Genomic DNA, 22,754 nt, shown 5'->3' with positions numbered 1-22,754 from the left:
AAACGCGCATTCACGCATGCAGGGGCACGGCGAGATTACTTTTGAAGCGTTTCGCAACAACAGCAGGACAGGACGACGTAAGTATCTCTATATAACGCAGATTTTTACTCGATGAAACTCGGCTTCGAAGAACCCCAGTCGTCCTACTCCAGCGGCTCGCAAAAAGCCCGCACGTGGACGGAAGCGTGGGTCAGCGCGTGGGCCTATTGCCCGCACTGCGGCAGCGCCAAGATTTCTTCCTTCCCCAACAACAGTCCGCTTGCGGATTTCTTTTGTCCGTCGTGCAGCGAGGAGTTCGAGCTGAAGAGCCAGAGGGGCAAATTCGGCGCAAAGGTTCTGGACGGAGAGTTCAACACCAAATGCGAGCGCCTGGCCGCTAGCAACAATCCGAACCTTATGCTCATGAACTACGATCTCGGCTCACGCGCGGTCGTGAATCTCTTCATCGTTCCAAAGCATTTTTTCGTCCGCGAGATCATCGAGGCGCGCAAGCCACTGTCGGCAACCGCACGCCGCGCCGGATGGACCGGCTCGAAAATCCTGCTCGACCGCGTTCCCGAGTCGGGCAAAATTCACATCGTTCAAGGCGGCGTCATTCGCGCGAAAGAACTGGTCCTCGCGGATTGGCAGAAGACGCTTTTCCTCAGGAGCGAATCGCCGGAGACGCGCGGCTGGCTGCTCGACGTCATGAAGTGTGTGGAGTCACTCGGCAAGCGCGACTTCACCCTCGACGAGGTCTACGCCTTCGAACGGCATCTCGGCGATCTCTACCCGGGCAACCAGAACGTCAAACCCAAGATTCGTCAGCAGCTGCAATATTTGCGTGACCGCGGATTTATCGATTTCGTGTCTCGTGGTAGTTATCGCTTGCGATCTTGAGGAGACCCGCATGGCCTGGTTTCTTAATTTCTACAAATGCGCCCGCTGCCGGCGCCGATGGACCGACGAATGGTCCTGCATGTGCGACGACGAATGCCCGCATTGTGGGGCGCGGGATATGACGCCCTACCAGAGTGAAGAACTGACAACGATAAATCGAAGAGGAAGGTAAGGAGTTCATCGTCTTCTGGTCGCCGGAGACGGCTGAGCATGATCCGGACTATCGCGAGCTTGGGCGCTTCCCATCGCGAGAGAAGGCGCTGGAATTCCTCAGCGCGGACGGGTGAGCGATCGCCGGTATTCCTACCCGGGATCGCACGCTGATTGCCCGACGGGCAAATCAGTGCCGCTGTCTGGTAATCGGCTGTCCAGTCCCTTTTGCAAAAATATTTCTGTTTTTCCGAAATGAAAACCAAGCTATATGATTCGCTATCCCGTCCCGAGGAGGGGCGTTGGCCATCGTCACGAACGTTGGGATGGGATGCGGTGGACGCGGCAGTGCCCGCGCATGGTTTGATTTCAGGGCGGGCCGATGAGGCCTGTGAGCGATCAGAGGGTGCGCAGACGAACGGCGCTTTCGCGGACGGCAAAATCGTGTGGTCCTGACGCCTCGACGCCGGCGTCAAGTCTGCGGTGGTGTTGCGAGCCCGACCGGGCGGACAAGACCTTTAATCCGCAGGCGACGGTGACAAGAAAGCCCGATCACCGGGGAGAGCACGAAGTAAGCCGTTAAAACCATTGCGTGCGGGAATGCCGGGTTGTTCCGGTGGACTCGTGGTGACTAACGCGCGTGTTTACTACACTACACGCGCGGCTGCGGGTGCATCGGCGCCCGGCATTCCCCACGCCCTCAAAGGGCGGAAAGTTCATGCACAACTCGGGCGCATCGCGCCGCGGGATCGCGAAGTCGTATCTGGGTACGCCGTCATTGCGAGGAGCGAAGCGACGAAGCAATCCAGCTTTCTCTTTCTCGGCGAGAAAGCTGGATTGCTTCCGCCTTCGCTCTTCGAGCTACGGCGGACACGTCGCTTCGCTCGCAATGACGGGCGGAGGCGGCTGTTTGAAACGTGAAGCGAGTTTTGCGGAGCGCGCCATGGATTCCGGGTTCGCGCGTCGCGCGCCCCGGAATGACGGACGGCCCTCACATCTTTTCCTGTCCGGCCGGCGGCGGGTTTTGCTGCGCGGCCGGCGACTGGCCCTGCGGCTGCCGCTCCTGCTCCTTGGCGCGGTGGCGGCCGTAGAGGCAGCCGGCGGCTGCGCCGAGCACGCCGTGATGGCCGGCATAGTGGCCGGCGACGCCGCCGACCGCGGCGCCTTTCAGGCAGCCCTTGGCATCGGCTTGCGAGGTTGACGCCAGCGCGAGAGCGGCGAGGGCGAAAGCGGCGGCTGAGGTTTTCATGACGCGAGATCTCCTGGAAGGGTTCGTGTCGTTAACGGATGGCGGGTACGACGGTTCCCTTGGTTCGCGCAGCACCCACCACTGTCGTCGCCCGGCATAGCCGTCCGAAGGACGGCGTCGCTTCCGCTCGCCTATGACCGGGCGATCCAGTATTCCAGAGGCGGTAGTGATGGATCCGAGAGGCCGCGGCGTACTGGATGCCCCGGTCAAGCCGGGGCACGACGGCTGAGTTTGGGGTGCGTACACCGCGCATACAAACGCCCGCCGATTTGCTATCTTCATCGCGCGCCAAAATCTTTCAACCGGGCGCAATGGAGACACGCCATGGCCAAGGGTCAGATGCGCAGCAACAAGGAAAAGAAGAAACCGAAGGCCGACAAGAACATCAAGAAGGGCGGGGCTGCGCCCTCGCCATACTCGTCCGGCAAGGTGGCCGTCGGGCAGGGTTCGATGGGCAAGAAGGGCTGAGGCTGGCTACGGTGGCTACATCCTTCGAGACGCGGCCAAGTGGCCGCTCCTCAGGATGAGGTCTAGGACCCTCATGGTGAGGAGCGCGGCAACGCCGCGCGTCTCGAACCACGAGGCCGCGGTCCGGCCCAGACCCTAGCTTCTCCCGATCTCGCCCACCGCCGCGCAAAACGCCTCGGTGTCGGTCATGATGGCATCGCCGGCGAAGTGCAGCGCCTCGCAGGAGCGTTGCGCGGCGTCGGCGTGGCCGGCGCCGCAGGCGTCCTCGATCACGACCGGGATGATGCCGAGATCGGCGGCGTGGCGCGCGGTCGGCTCGATGCCGATTTCCATCGCGATGCCGGCGAGCGCCACCGCCGTGATGCCGCAATCGCGCAGCGCGAACGAAAGCGGCGTGCCCTCAAACGCCGACATCGCGAGCTTGTCGAAGATCGCCTCGCTCGGCCGCGGCGCAAGTTCCGGCACAATCGCAAAGCCCGGCGAGTCCCGCAGGAACCACGGCTCGACCTTGGCGGGATCGTCGGTCCGCTGCCACGCCATCGCCATGCGGTATTGGAACGCGCCCATCAACTCCTTCGGCAGCGACATATGGCGGGTGAAGAACACCCGCAGGCCCGCCGAGCGCGACGCCTCGAGCACGCGCGCGACCCGCGCCGTCACGGCGTCGGCGCCCTGCAACTGACTGACGATGCCGGCCTGCATGTCATAGACCACCAGCGCCAGCCGCGACCGATCGCAGACGTCGCCAAGCGTTTGCGGCACATCGATGCCAAAAGCCTGCTTCATGGGGTTTGCCCTGTCCTGTTGCGCCGCCCGCCCGGCCTCGGTGCGAGCGCAGCATTTACCGGCAGCGGGGGCGGAAGCCAATGGAAATTCCGCCACAGGCAGGGCGTCATCGCACCGCGCAGCACGATTGAGTGCCGCGCCAAAGCTACACCTCCTGGTTGTGAACCGCTGGCCGCCTGCGGACGTCAAACAAGAGCGACCTTTTTGCCAATTGATCCCGGCGCGTTTCGGTTCACAATGGAACCGGCAGCGCTACTTGGGCCAAACACCGGCGGAGGCAAAATGGCAGCGGATATTCCCCGGCAGCGCGTGCTGAATTTTCTCGACACGTTCTATTCCCGCGATACAGAGGGCGCGCTTGCCTACTGCAGCGATGACATCGAATTCCTCGCCAACGCGCCGATCGATATCCTGCCGCATATGAGCCAGCACCACGGCAAGGCCGAGGTCAGGCAGATGTGGCAGACCATCCACGCACGCTATTCCAGCATGCGCTACGAGGTGCCGATCATCGTCGCCGAGGATGACAAGGTCGCGGCGATCATCCGCGTGTATTTCCGCAAGAGCAGCAACGACCGGATCGTGCAATTCGACTTCGCGGCCTTTTACACCCTTCGCGACGGCCGCATCGCGCAGATCCGCGAGGTGCTGGATACTTTCGATCTGGTTCAGCAGGTGCTCGAACGCGACGTCGTGGCGGATCTGACCGCCGGCAAGTCCGACAGGGTCTAGTCGGCGTCAGACAATGCGATCGCGGCCCGATACCGGCGGGGTAAAGCAATGGTCAGGGAGCTTCACCGGCAGCGCGTGCTGAAGTTTCTCGATGCGTATTATTCCGGCGACGCCGACACCGCCATGGCCTGCTGCGACGACGATTTCGACAGCATCACCTATGCGCCGATCGAACTGTTCCCGCACCTCGGCCACAAGCGCGGCAAGGACTGGATCAAGGAAATGATCCGGACCCAGCAGAGGCGCTATTCAAGCCGCAAGTACGACATCAGGTTCCTGGCCATCGACGGCGACAAGGTCGCAACCATCCAGCAGATCACCTTGCGCAAGGGCAACGACAACCGCGTGCTGCAGCTCAACGTCGCGGAGTTCTTCACCTTCCGCGGCGGGCGCATCCTCAACCACCGCTCGTTCTTCGATTCGTTCGATCTGGTCCAGCAGCTGTTGGGCCAGGACCTGACCGATAGCTTCGCCGTCCGCGTGCGCGACGCCCTGGCGCGGTGATTTATTTCGTCTCCACGTTGAACCATCCCGTCCCCGCTTGCGACCAATCACGGGGCTTTGGGACCGCTGAGGGCGAAGATACATCCATGAAAATTGCGTTGCTCGTGCTGCTTGGTCTGCTATTGGGCGCGCTCGGCGGCGCCGCGCTCGGCATCGGCGCCGGGCTCGCCTGGGTCGAGATCTTCAATACCACGAGCTTTGAAGGCTATAGCGGAATGCTGGTGTTCTTCACCTTCATGCCGCTCGGGGCTGCGATCGGCGGGCTCGGCGGCGCGCTCTTGTTCGGGGTGATCGCGATCCGCGATGCCGAGATCGCCATCGAGCGCGAGCCCGCGCGCCGGCGCGACCGCTAAATCGGCACAGCCAATCGTTGAATCGGCTGAACCGATCCGCAATTGTGCGATGCAAAATTGCGCGTTGCTTTTCCACCGAACCGCGCTATGTGAAGCCTCATATTGAAAGTGCAGCATCCAGGCCGGGCGTCGATGATGACGCCGGTGGGGGCCGTTTGCTGATTCGCAAAGCCAGATCAGGAACGGAAACAGCATGACAGAGCACAGCCTCTGGCGTTTCTCGCGCGCGTTGCATCGCGCGATCAACGAGCGCCACTTCGACGACATCGAAGCCTTGATCGACGACGATGTCGATTGGGCGATCTACGGCCCGATCGACATGTTTCCCTTTCTCGGCGCGCGCCGCGGCAAGGAAGCCGTGCTCGAGGTGATCCGGCAGATCGCCGACAACATCCGCGTCCGCCGCTTCGACCGCGAGACCATCTTGCTGGGCGTGGACTCCGCGTCTTCGATGCTGCGCTATTCGCTGACCATGCTGGATTCGAGCAAGCCGATCAGCCTGCGGCTCGCCCATTTCGCGCAGTTCAAGGCCGGCCGGCTGCTCAGCATGAAGGTCTTGGTCGACACCTTCGACCTGGTGGAGCAGGCGCTCGGGCGCCCGATCCATCTGCCGAAGATCGCCTCGGCCGTCTGATTTTTTCAGGCGTCTCATAGTCAAGCTCGTCATGCCCGGCCTTGTGCCGGGCATCCACGTCTTGGCTGCCAATGAAAAGTAAGACGTGGATGGCCGGGACATAGGCGAGCAGAAGCGACGCCGTCCTTCGGACGGCTATGCCCGGCCATGACGAGTTACAAAACCCCGCCACAATTTTGCGCCGATGTGCACGCAAAGTTGCTTATCAGGAATGCGGGCGGGGTCATGATTTCCAGGACGCGATACGGGCGGGCGGCGCTGCTGACGCTGGCTGCCGGTCTTTGCTTGGTACTGCCGGCGCACGCGCAGACGGTGCCGGCCGATAAAAATCCGGATATGCCGGCGGCGGAAGCCGCCGATCCCGACGCCAAGGACGCTGACATCAAGGACGCCGACATCAACGATCTGGAGCTCGACTGGAGCCAGCTCAATGTCGATGCGTCGACGCTTTCCGCCAGTCCGGCGTCGAAGGCGCGGACTGCGCCGAAAGCCGGTGGCAACAGCGAAATGTCGTGGTCGTCCAACAACAAGCCGAATGGCGCGGCCGGGGTATCGGTGAAGCAGCCAGTATCGACGTTCTGGGACACACGGATCGGCGCCGACATGACGGTAGCGCGACAGCCGTCAACGATGTCGGAGCTTTTGGCCGAAAAAGCCAGCAATGGCGGCAACGACCCGCAATCCGGCGGCTCGGCCTGGGCTGCGGTCACCGCCCCCGGCGTCGGCTCGATCTGGGACAAGACCGCGGTCGAAGCCCGCGTCGACCCCGGACAGGAGCAGAGCAAGCTCGGCACCTCCTTGAGCAAGTCGTTGCCGCTCGGCGAGCAATATTCGCTCACCTTGCAGAACGGCTACAACGTCACCCAGCAGGGCATCGTGCCGGTGCCCGGCATCGCCGCCGCCCACCCGGTGCGGAATTATCAGACCGAACAATCGGCGAAACTGAGCATCGGCGACAGCGGCACCAGTTTCATTGCCGGCCAGACGCTGTCGACCACCGACGACAAATGGCTGCGCAAGGTCGGCGCCGAGCAGAAATTGTTCGACGGCGTCAGCGTCTCGGCGACCGTCGGCGAGACACCGCAAGGCGTCACCAACAAGAGCCTCACCGCCGGATTCAAGCGCAGCTGGTAAGCGGTTTCCCGCCAATTCCGAAGGAAAGATCGCGCATTGCCGCATATTGGCCGCGATGCGGTCAAAATCGGCAGCCCTGATGGGGCTGCTTAACTTTCGTCGTGCGGGGGACATCCGCGCTCGCATCACTCGCGAAACAGGGGAATAGCCGATGAATGCCATTCGTTCTGAAAAGATTGAATCAGCTGAAGAGGATCCGAACTTCGCCGCGGTCGCCGAGGTCGAGGACGGCATCCGCGACTTCGTCCGCAACGACGTCGCCTATCTGCGCCGTCCGGCGGCGTCCGGCGTGGCGGCTAGCGCCGAGACGGCGGTGGAGCAGAGCGCGGAGGCCACCGTCAACAACGTCAATTCGCTGATTCAGCGCGTCGCCGGGACCTCGCTTGCGGAAATCGAAAACCTGATTTCGGAGCTGGAAAGCTTGCGCGACCTGCTGCACGCCGAAGGCCAGCGCGTGCAGCGCGAGATTTCCGGTTACGCCCAGCTCAGCCAGGCCGCGATGAAGTCCACCCGCATGATCGCCGACAACGTCACGCAGTGGAAACGCACCGCCGACGGCCTGCGCAACAGCTGAGCTCGCTCCCAGCTACTGAACGTCATCACCCGCGCAAGCGGGTGATCCAGTAGACTCCGCCGTCGCGATTCGTTAACGAGCCGCACGGCGTACTGGATGCCCCGCTTTCGCGGGGCATGACCATGATGGACGCCAGTGCCGAGCATGGGTGCAATCGATTTGAACTTACCGGGCCTTCGCCGCGACCAAGGACAGGCATCCATCACCTCGGCGGGGACACGTCTTTATGAAGAGCATACGGCCTGACAATACCGATCCTATACCGTTGCGGACCGCGCCGCCCCGGATGGGCACCATCATGCTCCGCTTTATCGGTCTATTGGTACTTGCGATCGCAGCGCTGGCGCTGGCCTGGAGCCGCTGATTTTCCCGCTATGGTTAGCGAAACCTGACTTATCGGCTGGCGAGGGCCACCGCCTCAAGCGAATAGGCGCCGTCGGCATAGCCCATCACCACCATGGCGGTGGTGATCATTACTACGATGGTCACGGCTGCGAAGATAAAGCCGACAAATTTCAGGCCGTTGCGGTCCGCCATGGTCATCCCCGGCATTCTGTCCCCTCCGTGCAATATGGCAGGCACAAGGTTCAAAATGCGTTAGCGTCGGAGATGGTTCCACTCGCGCTAGGGATTGCTGTTCCGCAGTGGCACGAACGCCGTCGCCAGCACCGAGAACGCCAATTCGCCGCGCTGGTTGGTGCCGGTGTTGCGGACTTGCAGGATGCCCCACTCGGGACGCTGTTCCGAGATGCGCAACTGCTCGACCTCGCTGGCAAAGCTGATGGTGTCGCCGGCGAGCACCGGCTTGATCCAGCGCAGTTCGCGAAACCCGGGCGACGGTCCCCAGATCCCAAGCTTCTCGCCGCGCGCCGCGGCCTCCGCCGACAGGCGCTGGCCGTCGGCGACCAACAGCTTCATGCAGACCGACCCGACATGCCAGCCGGATGCGGCAAGCCCGCCGAACAGCGATTTTCTGCCTTCCTCCTCGTCGAGATGGAAGCGCTGCGGGTCGAATTGCGCCGCGAATTTCTTGATTGCGTCGGCGGTGAAGGTGAACGATCCCACTTCGCGCCGCTGCCCAACCTTGATGTCCTCGAAGAACCACATCAGCCCGCCTGCTCCGCTTTGCGCCGCGCCATGATGATCGGCGAGACCATTTCGCACAGCGCCTGCCCTGCCGCGTTGCTGACCACGCTCTTGAACATCACGATGCCGGTCCCGGGCCGGCTGCGCGAGACCCTCGCCTCCGTGACCTCGACATCGAGCGTGAGATCGTCGCCAGGACGAAGCGGCGCCAGCCAGCGCACTTCGTTGACACCGGGCGAGCCCAGCGAGGCGCTGCGGCCGACAAAGCCGTCGACCATCATCCGCATCATGATCGAGCACAGATGCCAGCCCGAACCCGAGAGGCCCTTGAGCATCGAGCGCGAGGCTAACTCCTCATCGAGATGCATCGGCTGCGGATCGAACTCTGCGGCAAAGCCGAGTATCTCTTCGCGCGTGACATGGCGCGGTCCGAATGTGCCGAAATGGCCGGGCGGGAAATCTTCAAAGGTCAGCATCATGATGGGGATTGGTGCGAGGCAAGCCCGATTGTGGCCGTACTTTGCGGCAATCTCAACCCACCCGCTCGCATGGCTCGTGCTCCAGGGGCGAGCACCGCCCTTGTCGCTGGCGGTCCCCGATCTTGCGGGGGACAGCATTCGGAGCTAGGCCCAGTGCCATGCGAAAGCCGTAACCGAGTTTCGACTTTGCCGGGGGAGAATACGAGATGTTTGAATTTCGGGATCTGTTTCAGTGGGACCGCTTTATCACGCCGACCATCATCAAGACCTTTTACTGGCTGGTGATCGCGCTGATCTGCCTGTTCGGCATCTCCGGCATCTTTTCGGGATTGGCCGCGATGGCGATCAGCCCGTTCGGTGGATTCATCCTGCTGTTGTCCTCGATCGCCAGCGTAGTGGTCGGGGTCATCTTCTCGCGCATCGCCGCGGAATTGATCCTGATCGTGTTTCGCATCAACGAGCACCTCGGCGCGATCCGCGACCAGGGCTCGGGCCATTAGGGGCCTCCCCGTCATTGCGAGCCAACGGGTCGGCGCAAAGCGTCGCCCGGTGACAGGCTCCGCGAAGCAATCCATCGTAAGGGACGAAAGCTGGATTGCTTCGTCGCTGCGCTCCTTGCAATTACGGTGGTTGGCGGCGGGGCCGATAACGGTCAATTATTGAACCGGAAATGCATGACGTCGCCGTCGGCGACCACATATTCCTTGCCTTCCAGCCGCAACCTGCCGGCGTCGCGGGCGCCCGCTTCGCCGCCGAGGGCAACGTAGTCGGCATACGCAATGGTCTCGGCGCGAATAAAACCTTTTTCGAAATCGGTATGGATGACCCCGGCGGCGGCGGGCGCCTTGGTACCGCGGTGAATGGTCCAGGCCCGCGCCTCTTTCGGCCCAACGGTGAAATAGGTGATGAGGTCGAGGAGTTGATAGCCGGCGCGGATCAGCCGGTCGAGCCCGGCTTCCTCCAGCCCCAGCGTGTCGAGAAACTCGGTGCGCTCCTCGCGCGACAGGGTTGCAATCTCCGATTCGATCTTGGCCGAGATGGTCACCGCCACCGCGCCCTCCTCCTTGGCGCGAACTGCAACGGCCTCGGAAAATTTGTTGCCCTTGGCGGCGGAAGCTTCCTCGACATTGCAGACGTACAGCACGGGCTTTGAGGTCAACAGCCCGAGCATGCCGAAGGCGCGCTCTTCCTCCGGCTTGCGTTCCAAGAACCGCGCCGGCTTGCCCTCGCGCAGCAGCACCAGCGCGCGGTTGACGAGGTCGAGCTGTTCTTTTGCCTCCTTGTCGTTGCCCTTTGCCTTCTTGGTCAAATTGTCGATGCGCTTCTCGAGGCTGTCGAGATCGGCGAGCATCAGCTCGGTCTCGATAGTTTCGATGTCGGCCAGCGGCGCGATCTTGCCTTCGACATGGGTGATGTCGGAATCCTCAAAACACCTCACCACATGTGCGACCGCATCGACCTCGCGGATAGTGGCGAGAAACTGGTTGCCGAGGCCCTCGCCCTTCGAGGCGCCGCGCACAAGACCTGCGATATCGACAAAGGTCAGGCGGGTCGGGATGATCTGCGCGGATTTGGCGATCGCCGCGAGCTTGTCGAGCCTGGGGTCGGGCACCGCGACCTCACCGACATTCGGCTCGATGGTGCAGAACGGATAGTTCGCCGCTTGCGCAGCCGCCGTCTCCGTCAGCGCATTGAACAGCGTCGACTTGCCGACATTGGGCAATCCGACGATACCGCATTTGAATCCCATCTTATCCTCAACATTCTATCTTCGTCATGGCCGGGCATAGCCGTCCGAAGGACGGCGTCGCTTCCGCTCGCCTGTGTCCCGCCCATCCACGTCTTGTTTCTTCCAGCCGCAAGGAAGACGTGGATGCCCGGCACAAGGCCGGGCATGACGAAAACGAGACGTTCGTCGTAACCGGCGCGTTAAGGCGCGCTGCCGTCGTCCTTGTCGAAAAATCCCTTGGCCTGCATCGCCAGATGCACCTTGTTCGCAAACGTCGAGTCGCGACCCGTGGCGAGCAGTCCGGCGTTATCGGCGATCGCTTCGAGCAACGCTTCGACCCAGGCGCGATCATCCTTGGCGAAGTCGGACAGCACGTGGCCGTGCACCAGTTCCTTGATGCCGGGATGGCCGATCCCGATCCGCACCCGGCGATAATCGTTGCCGATATGCGACGACACCGAACGAAGCCCGTTATGGCCGGCAATGCCGCCGCCGACTTTGACCCGCACCTTGGCAGCCGGCAGTTCAAGTTCATCCTGAAACACGGTGATCTCGCCGGCCGCGAGCTTGAAGAAGTTCGCGGCCTCCTGCACCGCACGCCCGGAATCATTCATGAAGGTCGCCGGGCGCAGCAATACCACCCGCTCATGATCGAGCGCGCCTTCCGCGGTCGCGCCCTGAAAGCGGCGGCGCCAGGGTGCAAAACCATGACGCCGCGCGATCTCATCGACGGCCATGAAGCCGATATTGTGCCGGTTATTGGCGTATTTCGCGCCGGGATTGCCGAGGCCAACGAAAAGTCGCATGACGCGGCATCCCGCGCTCGATTACTTCTTCTTGTCGCCACCGCCGGCGGGCGCCTTGGCGCCAGCCGCCGGAGCCTTCGCACCGGCCGCGGGAGCCGCAGCCCCTGCCGCGGGCGCGGCCGGTGCAGCGCCAGCGGCGCCGGCCGCCGGAGCCGCCGCACCGGGCACCGCAGCTGCGGCCGGACCGGCCGCGGCGGCAGCCGCAGCGGCCTTCATTTCTTCGGCGTAGCCGGACGGCGGCACGATGGTCACCAGCGTCACGTCTTCACGCAACAGCGCCTTCACGCCCGGCGGCAGCTTGATGTCGGACAGATGCAGCGAGTAGCTGATTTCCAGACCGCTGACGTCGGCGTCGACATATTGCGGAATGTTGTCGACCGAGCACTCCAGATCGATGGTGTGGGTGACGATGTTGACGGTGCCGCCGCGCTTCACGCCCGGCGCAGTTTCCGCATTCATGATGTGCAGGGGAACGCTGACCCGGATGGTGGCGCCTTCGCCGAGCCGCATGAAATCCACATGGATCGGAAAATCGCGCACCGGATCGAGATGGAAGTCGCGCGGAATCACGCGGTGCTTCTTGCCCTCCAGATCGATGTCGTAAATCGTGGTCAGGAACCGGCCGGCCAGGATGCGCTGGCGCAACTCGGCATCGTCGACCGAAATGGTCGTGGGGGGCTGGTTGTTACCATAGATCACTCCGGGCACTCTCCCGGCGCGACGCTCTGCCCGGGCGGCCCCCTTGCCGCTCTTCGGACGTGCGGTCGCCTTCAATTCCTTGACGGTCGCCATTCGCTTAAGTCCTTGTTTTCTAAAAAGTTATGGGCCGCATCGCGGCCCGTTTCCACTCCACAGCAAGCCTCCAGGGGTGCGGGGGCTGCGGACGTGGCGGCGTTCTAGCCGCAAAGTGCGGAAATGACAAGGAAATGCGGGGATTTTTCTGAGGGGATTTGGGGGCTACGGCCCTCAAATTTCGTCACGGCCGGGCTCGCCCCCGGCCGAGGCTCCCTCAAAGGCTGGATTTCAACGGGTAGATGGTCTTGCCCTCCGCCAGCATCGTGACGAATTTCTCGATACGGGCGATCCGCGTCTCGGTCTTTTTGGCGTTGTGGATACGATGCAGGATCGCGTAGCGATTCCTGCTGTCGAGCGTTTCGAAGAATTTCTTTGCCTTACCTCTTTTCTCCAGGGCGGCGCGGAGATCATCGGGAACCTGGGCCGTGCTTTGCCCCGCGTAGGCGGCGCTCCAGCGCCCATCCTTTTTGGCGCGTTCGATTTCGTTCAATCCCGCCGGCCGCATCCGCCCCAGTTCGATCAGCTCAAGCGCCCGGGCGCGGTTTTTCTCCGACCATATGCTCCTGGGCTGACGCGGGGTGAAGCGGATCAGCCAATATTTGTCGTCGAAACTGTCAAGCTGGCCATCGATCCAGCCATAGCAAAGCGCCGTATCGACCGCCTCCTGTCTTGAGACACTTGCTACCCCGGATGACTTCTTCGCGAGCTTCAGCCACAGGCCCTTCGACCGGGCTGGCTGTGCGGTCAGCCACGCGTCCCATGCCTGTCGCGATTGGAAGGCGATGATTGGTAGATCACAGCTGCTGGCTTTTCCCATCTCGAGCGAAGGCGATCAGCCGCCCGTCTTCAGGCTGCCAGCATCCGGTGCCGTCGGCGAGACGCCGAGTTTGGCCTCAAGTGCCGCGATCCGCGCCTTCAGCGCCTCGTTTTCCTCGCGCGCCAGCCGGGCCATGTCCTTGACCGCCTCGAATTCCTCGCGCTTGACGACGTCGAGGTCGCGCAGGATTTTTTCGGCCTGATTGCGGACCACCGTGTCGACCTCGCGCTTGACACCCTGGGCGGCGCCGGCGGCGTCGTTCATCAGGCGCCCGATCTCGTCGAAGAACCGATTGCTGGTCTGGGTCATCTCAAAATTCTCCGCTTCCCTGCGCGCTGGCAGCTAGACAATGGCGATCCCGGCGGCGCGGTTCAAGGCCGGACTTGGCCTCACCGGACTTGGCCCCACCGGACTTGGCCCCACCGGACTTGGCCACCAAAAGGCCCGTTGCCTTGTCATGCTCCGGTTTCCTTGCAATCGTATCGGTGCCAACGCAAAAACACTGGGAAACAGCCAAGCGAGAAGAAACGCCATGATCGACCAGCAGATCGAAATTCCGACCAAGGACGGCCACACCACCACCTTCATCAGCCATCCCGAGCGCGGCGGACCCTTTCCCGTCATCATCTTCTACATGGACGCGCCGGCGATCCGCGAGGAACTGCGCGACATGGCGCGGCGGCTCGCCACGTCGGGCTATTACGTGATGCTGCCGAACCTGTATTACCGCTCCGGCGTGATGGAACTCGGGCCTATCCCTCCGGACCCGGAAGCGCCCGAGCGCAAGCGCATGTTCGGATACATGAACTCGATCAATATTCCCTTGGTGATGGAGGACACGCGCGCGCTGCTCGCTTACGCCGATAGCCAACCGGCGGCGCGCGCGAACATTGTCGGCGCCGTCGGCTACTGCATGAGCGGGCGCTATGCGATCAACGCGGCGACGCATTTTCCGGAGCGGGTAAAAGCCGCCGCCTCGATCTATGGAACGCATCTGGCGACCGACCAGCCCGACAGCCCGCATCTCGCCGGAAAGAAGACAAAAGCCGAGCTCTATTTCGGCTGCGCGGAAACCGATGTTTACGCGCCGATGGAGATCATCGAGAAGGTAAAGCAGGGAATGAAGGACGGCGATGCCAAAGCCGAGGTCGAGATCTATCCCGGCACCCATCACGGTTTTGCATTCCCAAAACGCCCGGTTTACCACCGCGACGCCGCCGAGCGGCACTGGGAACGGCTGTTGGCGCTCTATCGCCGCAATCTGTCGAGACACGAATGAGGTTGCTAGCTTTTTCAGACGTTCATCACAATTTGATGGCCGTCAGGAAGCTGCGAGCGCAAGAAGAAAACTCCTTCGACGCAATCGTTGTTGCTGGCGACATAGGCAGCAACAGTGCCCCAGACTTTTTCAAAATTCTTTCCACGTTCAAATGCCCAATCCTGTATGTTTATGGAAATTGGGACCATGAACTAACGTACAAATCGTCTTTTGGACGCAACTGCCATCTCATTCATTCGAATATGGTCCAAATAGGTAAGCTCAGCTTCACGGGCTTCAGTGGATGCCCCACAAACTGGGGGATGAATCCGATCTACGGAAAGCTTCATCGACAAATCGAAGCTGATAACGCAGATGTTATCGCGGCGCTAAAGAATGATATCCCATCCATTAGCAAAACTCGGCGGACTAAAGCCTACCAAAAATATATCGCACAGCGTCAACTGGCGAAGAGTGAGGCCCTCAGATTAAACCGGCAAGGCGTCAGCAACGCTATGAGAGAAGCGGGGACTGATCCCCAAAAATGTATAATCATAACGCATGAACGCCTGAGTCGGTTGAGCCAGGAACTACCTGGAACGCTTTTGCACATTTTCGGTCATATTCATAAATACTCAGACCATACGTTCAAGGGTACAAGATACATAGATGTTGCCGCATTGGACCGTCCGAGACCCGATGTGGGCAATTACGCGACAATAGAAATAGACTCACGCCTAGAGGTAGAAGCCAAATGCATACCGCTTGCTCAATAGCCAAAATCGCTTCGAGCAACATTAGAATTGCCGGAACGTGGTCCGCACCTGCAGATCATCGATGCCTTTCCTGACCATTGCCTTTCCGGTCTTCGATCCGATCGCGATTGCGATCGGGCCGATCGCGATCCGCTGGTATGCGCTGGCCTATATCGGCGGCATCGTGTTGGGCTGGATTTACGCGCGCTCGCTGCTCAAGAACGAGAAATTATGGGGCGGGCCGGCGCCGATCACGCTTCCGCAGCTCGACGATTTTATTCTTTGGGTCACGGTCGGGATCATCCTCGGCGGCCGCACCGGCTATGTGCTGTTCTACAATCTGTCGTTCTTCGTCGCGCATCCCGCCGAGATTTTTGAACTCTGGAAAGGCGGCATGTCGTTTCATGGCGGCTTTCTGGGCTGCGTCGCCGCGGTGATTTGGTTTTGCCGCAAGAACCAGCTTCCGATCCTCTCGCTCGGCGATATCACCACCGCGGTCGGGCCGATCGGGCTGTTTCTCGGGCGTCTCGCCAATTTCATCAACAGCGAATTGTGGGGCCGGCCGGCCGATCCCAGCCTGCCCTGGGCAATGGTATTTCCCAATGGCGGGCCGCTGCCGCGCCATCCGAGCCAGCTCTACGAGGCGGGACTCGAGGGAATCCTGCTGTTTACCATCCTGGCGGTGATGATCCGCCTCGGCGCCCTGCGGCGGCCGGGCCTGATCCTCGGCAGTTTTATCGCGCTGTACGGATTGGCCCGCATTACCGGCGAATGCTTCCGGGAGCCCGACCCGCAGCTCGGATTTTTGTGGGGCGGCCTGACCATGGGTATGCTGCTGTCGGTGCCGATGGTGATTGCGGGGGCCGTCCTTATTGTGATGGCATGGCGCCGCAACCATCCGAAGCAAGTACCCGCCGAGGGAAGGCCGTGACCGAATATTCGCCGCTGCAGTCCGAGCTCAAGAAGCTGATCAAGACGTCCGGGCCGATGCCGGTCTGGCGCTATATGGAGCTGTGCCTGACGCATCCGAAATTCGGTTACTACGTCTCGCGTGACCCCTTGGGACGCGAGGGCGATTTCACCACCGCGCCCGAAGTCAGCCAGATGTTCGGCGAATTGCTCGGGCTGTGGGCGGCCTCGGTGTGGAAGGCGATCGGCTCGCCGCAGCTGTTGCGCCTGATCGAACTCGGACCCGGCCGCGGCACCTTGATGGCGGATGCGCTGCGCGCGCTTCGGGTGTTGCCGCCGCTCTATCAATCGCTCAGCGTCCATCTGGTCGAGATCAACCCGGTGCTGCGCGAGAAGCAAAGATCGACGCTGTCGGGCGTGCGCAACATCGCCTGGCACGACAGTATCGATGACGTCCCCGATGGTCCCGCGGTCATTTTCGCCAACGAGTATTTCGACGTGCTGCCGGTCCACCAGGTGGTGAGGCGCGAGAACGGCTGGCACGAGCGCGTGGTGGAGCTCGACAGCCACGGCAAGCTGGAGTTCGGTGTCGCCACTGATCCGATCCCCCGTTTTGAGGTGCTGCTGCCGCCGCTCGTGCGCGCGGCCCCGATCGGCGCCGTGTTCGAGTGGCGGCCCGACGCCGAGATCATGAAGATCGCCTCCAGGGTGCGCGACCAGGACGGCGCGGCGCTGATCATCGACTACGGCCATTTGCGCAGCGACGCCGGCGATACGTTCCAGGCCATCGCCCGCCACAGTTTTGCCGATCCGCTGAAAAATCCCGGCCAGGCCGACGTCACCGCGCATGTCGATTTCCAATCGCTGGTGCGCGCCAGCGAGGATATCGGTGCGCGCGTCCATGGCCCGGTGCCGCAGGGCGATTTCTTGAAGCGGCTCGGCATCGAAACCCGCGCGGTGACGCTGATGGCCAAGGCATCGCACGAGGTTTCCGAGGACATCTCCAGCGCGCTGAAGCGGCTGATCGGCACCGGCCGAGGCGGCATGGGCTCGATGTTCAAGGTAATGGCGGTCTCCGAACCCAACCTCACCTCGGTGGCGGGGTTTGCCGACGAGCAGGAAACGAAGGCCGAGCTTCCATGAGACTGGCTTCCCCGCTGCTCTCAGCCATCCCTGGTCTGCGCCACGCTTTCTTCACGCGCGAGGGCGGCGTCTCGGACGGCATCTATCAAAGCCTCAATGGTGGCATCGGCTCAAAGGACGATCCGGCCAAGGTTGCGGAAAACCGCCGCCGGATGGCGGAGGCGATGGGCGTTGAGCAAACGCGTTTTCTCAGCGCGCATCAGACCCATTCGCCCGATGTCGCGGTGGCCACGGGCCCCTGGCAAGGAACGTCGCGGCCGCTCGCCGACGCCATCGTGACGCGGACCGAAGGTCTCGCCATCGGCGCCTCCGCGGCCGACTGCGGCCCGATCCTGCTCGCCGATCCGAGCGCGCGGGTCATTGGTGCCGCGCATGCCGGATGGAAAGGCGCGCTGACCGGCGTTGTGGAATCCACCGTCGACGCCATGGAAAAGCTCGGCGCCGAACGCACCGGCATCGTCGCCGCGATCGGGCCGCTGATCCGCCAACACTCGTATGAAGTCGGCAGCGAATTCGTCGAACGTTTTTTGGAGGCCGACGCGGAAAATGGAATGTTCTTCATCCCCGCCGCGCGCGAGGGCCATTCGATGTTCGATCTCGCCGGCTTCATCCGGATGCGGCTCGAAAATGCCGGCGTGCTGATGATCGACGACACCGGCGCCGACACCTATTCCGACGAGCGGTTTTTCAGCTACCGCCGCTCGGTGCACCTGAAAGAGCCGGACTACGGCCGGCATGTTCATTCGATCGTGCTGGAGAGTGATTAGCAATCCCGTGCGCGGCCGGCCTCGCGATCAGTTGGGGCACCTCTCAAACAGCGGCGTTTCTTTTTCCATGCGTACCCAATTCGTCGGTATCGCATCATATTTTGTATCGGGTGGCGGCGCGTACATGAACCCATCTCGCGCGGAAATCTTCCTGCCGTCTTCGCTTTGCGCCGAATAAACCCTGTATTTGCTTCCTGCTTTCACGAAGACGGTCTCCCAACGTTCGCCGGGTTGCCGAAACCAGGCCAATTTGATCACTTCGCCGGGCACCCCTACCTGCACCGAAGTGATTCTTAATTTGTCGTCGGCGATCCGGGTGGCCGTTTCGATGATCGTTTCAAAGCTTTTCCCGACGCCTGGGATCAGCGTGCCGACGACGTTCTTGATCATCGGCACCCTGGACGGCGGCATTTCATAGGTCGTTCGGGCGCCGCAACCGGATTTTGGATCGCATGTGGCGATCGGCGCTTTTGAGCAATCGATCGACCAGACCCCGACCAATCCGAAGGCCTCGATCGCGTCGGCCGCGCTCTCGGCGCCGATGGCTTGACCGGCGGAAAGCCAAGCCACGATCAACCCCAATCCCAATCCCCTCATCTGTAGCCCTTCCATCACATTGAGGACTGCCAGTTTTGCATTTTTAAGCGAATATCCGCCAGGGATTACAAATCCAGCACCAGACGATCCTCGGCAGATCCGGCGACGCAGACCATCAGGCTGCGGGCACGCTCGGTCGGCGACAGCACGCGGTCGCGATGGATCGGGTGTCCCTCGAGCCAGTCCACCTTGCAGGCGCCGCAAATCCCGCCGCAGCACGACGCCGGAATGTCGATGCCGAGCCCCAGCAGCGCCGCGAGCATGGTTTGACCGGGCTCGACCCGCGTTTCGATCTTCGAGCGCGACAAGGCCAGCGTGTAGGCCCGCGCGTTCGGATCGGCCGGCAGCGCCGGCGGCACGAAGCGCTCGATGTGGACGCGCGCATCGGGCCAATCGCGCGAGGCTTGTTCAAAATCGTCGATCATGCTGGCGGGGCCGCAGCAGGCGATGGCGCTGGACTGCGTCGAGCCCAGCAGCGAGGCAATCTCCGGTCGCGGCTTCGCGGCGGTGTCATGAATGGTGGCGTGCCCGGTTTCCAGAAACGGAGCGAGCAGGTCCGCGAGCGGAGGCTCGCCGCGCACCATCAAATGGAGTTTGAAGTAGGGGCGACCGGTCCGTTTCAAAAATGCCGCCGCCGACAGGAAAGGTGTGACGCCGATTCCGCCCGCGACAAAAATGAAGCGCGACGCGTCATGGTCCAGCTTTAAACCGCCGCGCGGCAGCGAGACGCCGATCGTGTCGCCGGCCCTGACCTCATCGTGCAATATGATCGATCCGCCGCGGCCGGCGCGCTCGCGCTTGACGGCGACGAGATAGCGCCTGTTGTCGGCGGGGTCGTTGCACAGCGAATAGGTCCGCACCATACCGCCGGGCAGATGCAGATCGATATGCGCCCCCGGAAGGAACGGCGGCAGCTCCCAATGATCGGGATCGGCCAGCGCGAACAATTTGATGTCGGGCCCGCCGTCCTCGATGGTCTCGACGATCGTCTTGATCGTCGTGATGGGCCGAGCCTTCATCAGAAATTCCGTACGGCGTCGCCGACGCGAACCGTTCCGCCCCTCAAAATCTTGCAGTTCAGCCCGGAGCGATTGATCAGTGGATCGAAGATCGGCTTTCCCGTGATCTCCTCGATGTGCCGGCAGGGGATCGACAGCCGCGTCGCTTCCAGCAGCGTTTCGCCGAGCCAGAACTGACGCCCGACCAGATGGGTGAGCGGCACACCTTCGACGGTGACGTTGCGGCGGTGCTCCTCAGGCCCCAGCTCGATGTTGGCGTCGCGCTTCAGCGCCACCAGCGTCTCGAACTCGAACAGCGTCACCTGTCGCCCCACTTCGGGCTTGTGCGAGTAAAATCCCTCTTCGCGGCCGATCATGTATCGATCGCCCTCGATACCCCGGCCTTCGATCAGGCGAAGCTCGGGCATCGCGCGCATCGGCAGAAATGCGCGCGGGGTGATGTGGAGATAGCGCACGATGCCGGTCCAGTTCGGCACGACCGCGTCCTGCCGCGATGGTTTTGTATCGATTGCATCGAGCATCGCCGATCTCCTTCAGGTCAATTCCTTGTTCGCCATTTCCGGCGCGACGGAGGTTGCGATCGCCGTGATCAGCGCGCAGGCGATCAGGAACAGCGAGACCGGCCAGGTCGCGCCCGCCCATGTCATCAGCGACGCCGCGATCAGCGGGCTCAAGCCACCGCTCAGCGCCGCCCCGACCTGGAACCCGAGCGAGGCGCCGCTGTAACGCAGCCTCGCGGTGAACAGTTCGGAATACCAGGGCGCGCCGATCCCGAACATCACCATCTGGCCAAAACTGATCGCGACCACGATGGTCAGGATCACGATGGTGGGGTCGCGGGTGTCGAGCAGCCAGAACATCGGGAATGCGAACAAGGCCGAGAACAGGCAGCTGGCAAAAAACATCGTCTTGCGGCCGATCTTGTCCGACAGCCAGCCGAATAAGGGAATCGAGAACAGCGCGACGAACGAGGCGATGAAGGCGCCGTTCAGCACCAGGCCGCGCGATAGGCCAAGGCGCGAGGTCGCGTACGACATGATGAAGACGCCGGCGATGCTGGCGTAGGCGATCTCCGAGATCTTCAGGCACACCGCGGTGAAGAACGGACGGCGATGATATTTGAAGATGTCCACGATCGGCATCTTCGCGACCTCGTTCTTGGCCTTGATCTGGCGGAACGCCGGCGTCTCTTCCATGCTGAGCCGGATCCACAAGCCGACGCCGACGAGGAGGATCGAGATCAGGAATGGAACGCGCCATCCCCAGCTCAGGAATTGAGCGTCCGGCAATTGCGAAACCAGGGCGAACATGCCGATCGCCGCAAGATTTCCGATCGGGTTGCCGACCTGAACCATGCTGCCGAGCAGGCCGCGTTTATGAACCGGCGCGTTCTCGACCACCATCAGCACCGCCCCGCCCCACTCGCCGCCGAGGCCGATGCCCTGCAGGAAGCGCAGCACGACCAAGAGCACCGGCGCGGCGACGCCGATCTGCTGATAGGTCGGCAACAGGCCGATCAGGAACGTGCCAAGCCCCATCACGATGATGGTGATGGCCAGCATCGCCTTGCGGCCGACGCGGTCGCCGAAATGACCGAAGATCGCAGCCCCCAGCGGACGCGCCAGGAAGCCGACCGCATAGGTGCCGAATGCCGCAATGGTCGCCAGCGCCGGATCGCCGGCGGCGAAGAAGATTTTGTTGAACACGAGCGCAGTCGCGGCGCCGTAAATGAGAAAGTCGTACCATTCGACGGCGGTGCCGATCACGCTCGACCACAAGATGCGCCGCAAGCCTGCCGCCTCGCTCGGAATTTGCGCGGGACTGAAATCTTCTGCAACGGCCATGTTCGCTCCTTAAGGAATCGCTGCGATCGCGGCGATCTCGACACGGATGGAAGGATTGGCGAGCCGGGCCTCGACGCAGGCGCGCGCCGGAGAAGCGCCCGCAGGGACCCAGGCATCCCAGACCGTATTGAAGGCGGCGAAGTCGGCGATGTTCGGCAGCCAGACGGTCGCGGTCAGGATGTTCGACTTGTCGGTGCCGGCCTCGCTAAGCAGCGCATCGATCTTCGCCAGCACCTGGGCAGCCTGTGCCTCGAGGCTGACGGTGAGATCGTCGGGCACCTGGCCCGCGAGGTAGACGAGGCCGCCGTGGATGGTGGCCATGCTGAGCCGCTTCCCGGGCGCCAAGCGCTTGATCATGAGGTCCCCCATTTGCTGATGATCGAAGGCGACCATGTTTACTTATAGAAATCAATATCGCGAAATCAGGCAATTGACGCGGAAATCGGCAAAAAGCCGGGTCTGCTGAAGAAATAGCCTTAAATAAAGGGTTTTTGTGCTTTTTTGTCTATATTTTCACGCCACTTGCACTAAATTGCCGCAAACAAATGTTTTCCCTGAGAACGATATCTTCCCGCCCGCCCCGGCGCCGAATGCGCTATAGCTGGCACGCATTCGACGCCTGTTCGGCACCACGCCGCGCCGATCGACCAAGGAGACCCGCTTTGCTTGACATGAGCCGGACCGCTGGCGTCGGCCTCAATCTGCGCAAGTTGCGCACCGCCAAGGGCATGACGCTCGACCGGCTCGCCGGTATGAGCGACCTCACGCGCGGCTACATCTCGCTGGTCGAGCGCGGCCTGAAAGCGCCGTCGATCGCGGCGCTGCTGCGGATGGCGGCGGCGCTCGAGGTCAATGTCGCTTATTTCTTCGACCCGAAGTCGACGGCCTCGCCGCGCTACACGGTTCACCGCCACCAGGAAGAAGGCGCCATACCCCTGCAGAACGGGTCGTTCGGCCTGACCGCATTGGCGGCGGCGCGCCCGCACAAGAGCATGGAGCCGTTTTTGCTGCGGCCGCCGTTCAAATCGGCGCGGAGTTTGGCGTCGAACGAGAAAATCCAGCGGGCGTTTCATTCCGGCGAGGAAATGCTGTTCGTGGTCTCTGGGCGGGTCGCGATCGAACTCGATGGCGAGGAGCTCAAGCTCGAAAAGGGCGACTGCCTGTATTTTTCCGGCGAGACCCCGCATCAGGTGCACAGTCTCGGACGGCAGAAGGCCGAGGTGCTGGTGGTCATCGCGGTGGCCAACCCGGCTTGACCGGCACGGCGTGGACGCTTCGAGGCATATC

At 62.2% G+C, this 22,754-nt stretch carries 31 protein-coding genes; 16 read left to right on the top strand and 15 right to left on the bottom strand.

Going from position 1 to position 22,754, the window contains the following annotated elements; translation table 11 throughout:
* The first annotated feature begins 111 nt into the window (after positions 1-111).
* A complete protein-coding gene (locus tag B5526_RS26105) occupies positions 112-879 on the top strand; it encodes a DpnI domain-containing protein (protein ID WP_079542706.1) in 768 nt (255 codons plus the stop codon).
* Between the two features lie 1,141 nt (positions 880-2,020).
* Here B5526_RS26105 and B5526_RS26095 read toward each other — a convergent pair.
* Entirely contained in the window at positions 2,021-2,278 is a 258-nt protein-coding gene (locus B5526_RS26095; RefSeq protein ID WP_079542705.1) for a hypothetical protein, read from the bottom strand.
* A 324-nt stretch (positions 2,279-2,602) separates the two neighbouring features.
* On the opposite strand from B5526_RS26095, the gene B5526_RS38505 reads away from it, so the two are divergent.
* On the top strand, positions 2,603-2,746 hold the full coding sequence (locus tag B5526_RS38505) for a hypothetical protein (protein ID WP_172842110.1): 144 nt from the start codon (positions 2,603-2,605) through the stop codon (positions 2,744-2,746).
* Positions 2,747-2,881: 135 nt separating this feature from the next.
* Here the strand turns inward: B5526_RS38505 and B5526_RS26090 are convergent, their stop codons facing one another.
* A complete protein-coding gene (locus tag B5526_RS26090) occupies positions 2,882-3,532 on the bottom strand; it encodes a cysteine hydrolase family protein (protein WP_079542704.1) in 651 nt (216 codons plus the stop codon).
* A gap of 282 nt (positions 3,533-3,814) precedes the next feature.
* On the opposite strand from B5526_RS26090, the gene B5526_RS26085 reads away from it, so the two are divergent.
* The 7 genes from B5526_RS26085 (at position 3,815) to B5526_RS38500 (ending at position 7,827) form a co-directional block, all read left to right on the top strand.
* Positions 3,815-4,264, top strand: coding sequence for a nuclear transport factor 2 family protein (locus B5526_RS26085; RefSeq protein WP_079545378.1), 450 nt, complete (start codon positions 3,815-3,817; stop codon positions 4,262-4,264).
* Positions 4,265-4,312: 48 nt separating this feature from the next.
* Complete coding sequence (locus B5526_RS26080; RefSeq protein WP_079542703.1) at positions 4,313-4,768, top strand: nuclear transport factor 2 family protein; 456 nt, start codon at positions 4,313-4,315, stop codon at positions 4,766-4,768.
* A gap of 86 nt (positions 4,769-4,854) precedes the next feature.
* Positions 4,855-5,121 (top strand): hypothetical protein, encoded by a 267-nt coding sequence (locus tag B5526_RS26075; protein WP_079542702.1) that lies wholly within the window; start codon positions 4,855-4,857, stop codon positions 5,119-5,121.
* 193 nt (positions 5,122-5,314) lie between these two features.
* The gene (locus B5526_RS26070) at positions 5,315-5,755 is read left to right on the top strand and encodes a nuclear transport factor 2 family protein (RefSeq protein ID WP_079542701.1); all 441 of its coding nucleotides are present in this window, start codon (positions 5,315-5,317) and stop codon (positions 5,753-5,755) included.
* Between the two features lie 225 nt (positions 5,756-5,980).
* Positions 5,981-6,889 (top strand): hypothetical protein, encoded by a 909-nt coding sequence (locus B5526_RS26065; RefSeq protein ID WP_079542700.1) that lies wholly within the window; start codon positions 5,981-5,983, stop codon positions 6,887-6,889.
* A 151-nt stretch (positions 6,890-7,040) separates the two neighbouring features.
* Positions 7,041-7,463, top strand: a complete 423-nt coding sequence (locus B5526_RS26060; RefSeq protein ID WP_079542699.1) for a hypothetical protein — start codon at positions 7,041-7,043, stop codon at positions 7,461-7,463.
* A gap of 226 nt (positions 7,464-7,689) precedes the next feature.
* Positions 7,690-7,827: a hypothetical protein gene (locus B5526_RS38500; protein ID WP_172842109.1), complete on the top strand. Its 138-nt coding sequence runs from the start codon at positions 7,690-7,692 to the stop codon at positions 7,825-7,827.
* Positions 7,828-7,856: 29 nt separating this feature from the next.
* Here the strand turns inward: B5526_RS38500 and B5526_RS37955 are convergent, their stop codons facing one another.
* The 3 genes from B5526_RS37955 to B5526_RS26050 all read right to left on the bottom strand — a co-directional run bounded on the left by B5526_RS37955 (position 7,857) and on the right by B5526_RS26050 (position 9,028).
* Positions 7,857-8,015: a hypothetical protein gene (locus tag B5526_RS37955; RefSeq protein ID WP_154071465.1), complete on the bottom strand. Its 159-nt coding sequence runs from the start codon at positions 8,013-8,015 to the stop codon at positions 7,857-7,859.
* Between the two features lie 72 nt (positions 8,016-8,087).
* The gene (locus B5526_RS26055; RefSeq protein WP_079542698.1) at positions 8,088-8,570 is read right to left on the bottom strand and encodes a MaoC family dehydratase; all 483 of its coding nucleotides are present in this window, start codon (positions 8,568-8,570) and stop codon (positions 8,088-8,090) included.
* Entirely contained in the window at positions 8,570-9,028 is a 459-nt protein-coding gene (locus B5526_RS26050; RefSeq protein ID WP_079542697.1) for a MaoC family dehydratase, read from the bottom strand. Before B5526_RS26050 ends, B5526_RS26055 begins: the two co-directional genes overlap by 1 nt.
* 206 nt (positions 9,029-9,234) lie before the next feature.
* Between B5526_RS26050 and B5526_RS26045 the strand changes: the two genes are divergently transcribed.
* The gene (locus B5526_RS26045) at positions 9,235-9,528 is read left to right on the top strand and encodes a DUF4282 domain-containing protein (protein WP_079542696.1); all 294 of its coding nucleotides are present in this window, start codon (positions 9,235-9,237) and stop codon (positions 9,526-9,528) included.
* A gap of 152 nt (positions 9,529-9,680) precedes the next feature.
* Here the strand turns inward: B5526_RS26045 and ychF are convergent, their stop codons facing one another.
* The 5 genes from ychF to B5526_RS26020 form a co-directional block, all read right to left on the bottom strand.
* Entirely contained in the window at positions 9,681-10,778 is a 1,098-nt protein-coding gene (ychF, locus tag B5526_RS26040) for a redox-regulated ATPase YchF (RefSeq protein ID WP_079542695.1), read from the bottom strand.
* 179 nt (positions 10,779-10,957) lie between these two features.
* Entirely contained in the window at positions 10,958-11,563 is a 606-nt protein-coding gene (pth, locus tag B5526_RS26035) for an aminoacyl-tRNA hydrolase (protein WP_079542694.1), read from the bottom strand.
* A gap of 21 nt (positions 11,564-11,584) precedes the next feature.
* Positions 11,585-12,355, bottom strand: a complete 771-nt coding sequence (locus tag B5526_RS26030; RefSeq protein ID WP_079542693.1) for a 50S ribosomal protein L25/general stress protein Ctc — start codon at positions 12,353-12,355, stop codon at positions 11,585-11,587.
* Positions 12,356-12,572: 217 nt separating this feature from the next.
* Positions 12,573-13,175, bottom strand: a complete 603-nt coding sequence (locus tag B5526_RS26025; RefSeq protein WP_079542692.1) for a YdeI/OmpD-associated family protein — start codon at positions 13,173-13,175, stop codon at positions 12,573-12,575.
* A gap of 15 nt (positions 13,176-13,190) precedes the next feature.
* Positions 13,191-13,484, bottom strand: a complete 294-nt coding sequence (locus B5526_RS26020) for an accessory factor UbiK family protein (RefSeq protein WP_079542691.1) — start codon at positions 13,482-13,484, stop codon at positions 13,191-13,193.
* A 223-nt stretch (positions 13,485-13,707) separates the two neighbouring features.
* Here B5526_RS26020 and B5526_RS26015 point away from each other — a divergent pair, with 223 nt between their 5' ends.
* The 5 genes from B5526_RS26015 (at position 13,708) to pgeF (ending at position 18,007) form a co-directional block, all read left to right on the top strand.
* Positions 13,708-14,454, top strand: coding sequence for a dienelactone hydrolase family protein (locus B5526_RS26015; protein ID WP_079545376.1), 747 nt, complete (start codon positions 13,708-13,710; stop codon positions 14,452-14,454).
* Positions 14,451-15,209 (top strand): metallophosphoesterase family protein, encoded by a 759-nt coding sequence (locus B5526_RS26010; protein ID WP_079542690.1) that lies wholly within the window; start codon positions 14,451-14,453, stop codon positions 15,207-15,209. The genes B5526_RS26015 and B5526_RS26010 overlap by 4 nt, the downstream gene beginning before the upstream one ends.
* A gap of 61 nt (positions 15,210-15,270) precedes the next feature.
* Complete coding sequence (gene lgt / locus B5526_RS26005) at positions 15,271-16,119, top strand: prolipoprotein diacylglyceryl transferase (RefSeq protein ID WP_079542689.1); 849 nt, start codon at positions 15,271-15,273, stop codon at positions 16,117-16,119.
* Positions 16,116-17,240: a class I SAM-dependent methyltransferase gene (locus B5526_RS26000; RefSeq protein ID WP_079545373.1), complete on the top strand. Its 1,125-nt coding sequence runs from the start codon at positions 16,116-16,118 to the stop codon at positions 17,238-17,240. Before lgt ends, B5526_RS26000 begins: the two co-directional genes overlap by 4 nt.
* Complete coding sequence (pgeF, locus tag B5526_RS25995) at positions 17,237-18,007, top strand: peptidoglycan editing factor PgeF (protein ID WP_079542688.1); 771 nt, start codon at positions 17,237-17,239, stop codon at positions 18,005-18,007. The genes B5526_RS26000 and pgeF overlap by 4 nt, the downstream gene beginning before the upstream one ends.
* Before the next feature lie 27 nt (positions 18,008-18,034).
* On the opposite strand, the gene B5526_RS25990 is transcribed toward pgeF, so the two are convergent.
* The 5 genes from B5526_RS25990 to B5526_RS25970 form a co-directional block, all read right to left on the bottom strand.
* Positions 18,035-18,508 carry a hypothetical protein gene (locus tag B5526_RS25990; protein WP_154071464.1) on the bottom strand — a complete coding sequence of 158 codons (474 nt, stop codon included), beginning with the start codon at positions 18,506-18,508 and terminating at the stop codon, positions 18,035-18,037.
* A gap of 161 nt (positions 18,509-18,669) precedes the next feature.
* Positions 18,670-19,623: a PDR/VanB family oxidoreductase gene (locus B5526_RS25985; protein WP_079542686.1), complete on the bottom strand. Its 954-nt coding sequence runs from the start codon at positions 19,621-19,623 to the stop codon at positions 18,670-18,672.
* Positions 19,623-20,144 carry an MOSC domain-containing protein gene (locus tag B5526_RS25980; RefSeq protein WP_079542685.1) on the bottom strand — a complete coding sequence of 174 codons (522 nt, stop codon included), beginning with the start codon at positions 20,142-20,144 and terminating at the stop codon, positions 19,623-19,625. Before B5526_RS25980 ends, B5526_RS25985 begins: the two co-directional genes overlap by 1 nt.
* A 12-nt stretch (positions 20,145-20,156) precedes the next feature.
* Positions 20,157-21,467: an MFS transporter gene (locus tag B5526_RS25975; RefSeq protein WP_079542684.1), complete on the bottom strand. Its 1,311-nt coding sequence runs from the start codon at positions 21,465-21,467 to the stop codon at positions 20,157-20,159.
* A 9-nt stretch (positions 21,468-21,476) separates the two neighbouring features.
* Entirely contained in the window at positions 21,477-21,824 is a 348-nt protein-coding gene (locus B5526_RS25970) for a RidA family protein (RefSeq protein WP_079545371.1), read from the bottom strand.
* A gap of 314 nt (positions 21,825-22,138) precedes the next feature.
* Between B5526_RS25970 and B5526_RS25965 the strand changes: the two genes are divergently transcribed.
* Positions 22,139-22,723, top strand: a complete 585-nt coding sequence (locus B5526_RS25965; RefSeq protein ID WP_244562401.1) for a helix-turn-helix domain-containing protein — start codon at positions 22,139-22,141, stop codon at positions 22,721-22,723.
* The last annotated feature ends 31 nt before the right edge of the window (positions 22,724-22,754 follow it).

The organism is Bradyrhizobium lablabi (assembly GCF_900141755.1).
Taxonomy (GTDB): Bacteria; Pseudomonadota; Alphaproteobacteria; order Rhizobiales; family Xanthobacteraceae; genus Bradyrhizobium; species Bradyrhizobium lablabi_A.
Note: the sequence above shows the minus strand (reverse complement) of the source record. Positions and strands in the feature narration are given on the sequence as shown.

Coding starts and splice junctions, on each gene's coding strand:
- B5526_RS26105 (WP_079542706.1), top strand. CDS start 112: ATGAAACTCGGCTTCGAAGAACCCCAGTCGTCCTACTCCAGCGGCTCG.
- B5526_RS26095 (WP_079542705.1), bottom strand. CDS start 2,278: ATGAAAACCTCAGCCGCCGCTTTCGCCCTCGCCGCTCTCGCGCTGGCG.
- B5526_RS38505 (WP_172842110.1), top strand. CDS start 2,603: ATGGCCAAGGGTCAGATGCGCAGCAACAAGGAAAAGAAGAAACCGAAG.
- B5526_RS26090 (WP_079542704.1), bottom strand. CDS start 3,532: ATGAAGCAGGCTTTTGGCATCGATGTGCCGCAAACGCTTGGCGACGTC.
- B5526_RS26085 (WP_079545378.1), top strand. CDS start 3,815: ATGGCAGCGGATATTCCCCGGCAGCGCGTGCTGAATTTTCTCGACACG.
- B5526_RS26080 (WP_079542703.1), top strand. CDS start 4,313: ATGGTCAGGGAGCTTCACCGGCAGCGCGTGCTGAAGTTTCTCGATGCG.
- B5526_RS26075 (WP_079542702.1), top strand. CDS start 4,855: ATGAAAATTGCGTTGCTCGTGCTGCTTGGTCTGCTATTGGGCGCGCTC.
- B5526_RS26070 (WP_079542701.1), top strand. CDS start 5,315: ATGACAGAGCACAGCCTCTGGCGTTTCTCGCGCGCGTTGCATCGCGCG.
- B5526_RS26065 (WP_079542700.1), top strand. CDS start 5,981: ATGATTTCCAGGACGCGATACGGGCGGGCGGCGCTGCTGACGCTGGCT.
- B5526_RS26060 (WP_079542699.1), top strand. CDS start 7,041: ATGAATGCCATTCGTTCTGAAAAGATTGAATCAGCTGAAGAGGATCCG.
- B5526_RS38500 (WP_172842109.1), top strand. CDS start 7,690: ATGAAGAGCATACGGCCTGACAATACCGATCCTATACCGTTGCGGACC.
- B5526_RS37955 (WP_154071465.1), bottom strand. CDS start 8,015: ATGCCGGGGATGACCATGGCGGACCGCAACGGCCTGAAATTTGTCGGC.
- B5526_RS26055 (WP_079542698.1), bottom strand. CDS start 8,570: ATGTGGTTCTTCGAGGACATCAAGGTTGGGCAGCGGCGCGAAGTGGGA.
- B5526_RS26050 (WP_079542697.1), bottom strand. CDS start 9,028: ATGATGCTGACCTTTGAAGATTTCCCGCCCGGCCATTTCGGCACATTC.
- B5526_RS26045 (WP_079542696.1), top strand. CDS start 9,235: ATGTTTGAATTTCGGGATCTGTTTCAGTGGGACCGCTTTATCACGCCG.
- ychF (WP_079542695.1), bottom strand. CDS start 10,778: ATGGGATTCAAATGCGGTATCGTCGGATTGCCCAATGTCGGCAAGTCG.
- pth (WP_079542694.1), bottom strand. CDS start 11,563: ATGCGACTTTTCGTTGGCCTCGGCAATCCCGGCGCGAAATACGCCAAT.
- B5526_RS26030 (WP_079542693.1), bottom strand. CDS start 12,355: ATGGCGACCGTCAAGGAATTGAAGGCGACCGCACGTCCGAAGAGCGGC.
- B5526_RS26025 (WP_079542692.1), bottom strand. CDS start 13,175: ATGGGAAAAGCCAGCAGCTGTGATCTACCAATCATCGCCTTCCAATCG.
- B5526_RS26020 (WP_079542691.1), bottom strand. CDS start 13,484: ATGACCCAGACCAGCAATCGGTTCTTCGACGAGATCGGGCGCCTGATG.
- B5526_RS26015 (WP_079545376.1), top strand. CDS start 13,708: ATGATCGACCAGCAGATCGAAATTCCGACCAAGGACGGCCACACCACC.
- B5526_RS26010 (WP_079542690.1), top strand. CDS start 14,451: ATGAGGTTGCTAGCTTTTTCAGACGTTCATCACAATTTGATGGCCGTC.
- lgt (WP_079542689.1), top strand. CDS start 15,271: ATGCCTTTCCTGACCATTGCCTTTCCGGTCTTCGATCCGATCGCGATT.
- pgeF (WP_079542688.1), top strand. CDS start 17,237: ATGAGACTGGCTTCCCCGCTGCTCTCAGCCATCCCTGGTCTGCGCCAC.
- B5526_RS25985 (WP_079542686.1), bottom strand. CDS start 19,623: ATGAAGGCTCGGCCCATCACGACGATCAAGACGATCGTCGAGACCATC.
- B5526_RS25980 (WP_079542685.1), bottom strand. CDS start 20,144: ATGCTCGATGCAATCGATACAAAACCATCGCGGCAGGACGCGGTCGTG.
- B5526_RS25975 (WP_079542684.1), bottom strand. CDS start 21,467: ATGGCCGTTGCAGAAGATTTCAGTCCCGCGCAAATTCCGAGCGAGGCG.
- B5526_RS25970 (WP_079545371.1), bottom strand. CDS start 21,824: ATGATCAAGCGCTTGGCGCCCGGGAAGCGGCTCAGCATGGCCACCATC.
- B5526_RS25965 (WP_244562401.1), top strand. CDS start 22,139: ATGAGCCGGACCGCTGGCGTCGGCCTCAATCTGCGCAAGTTGCGCACC.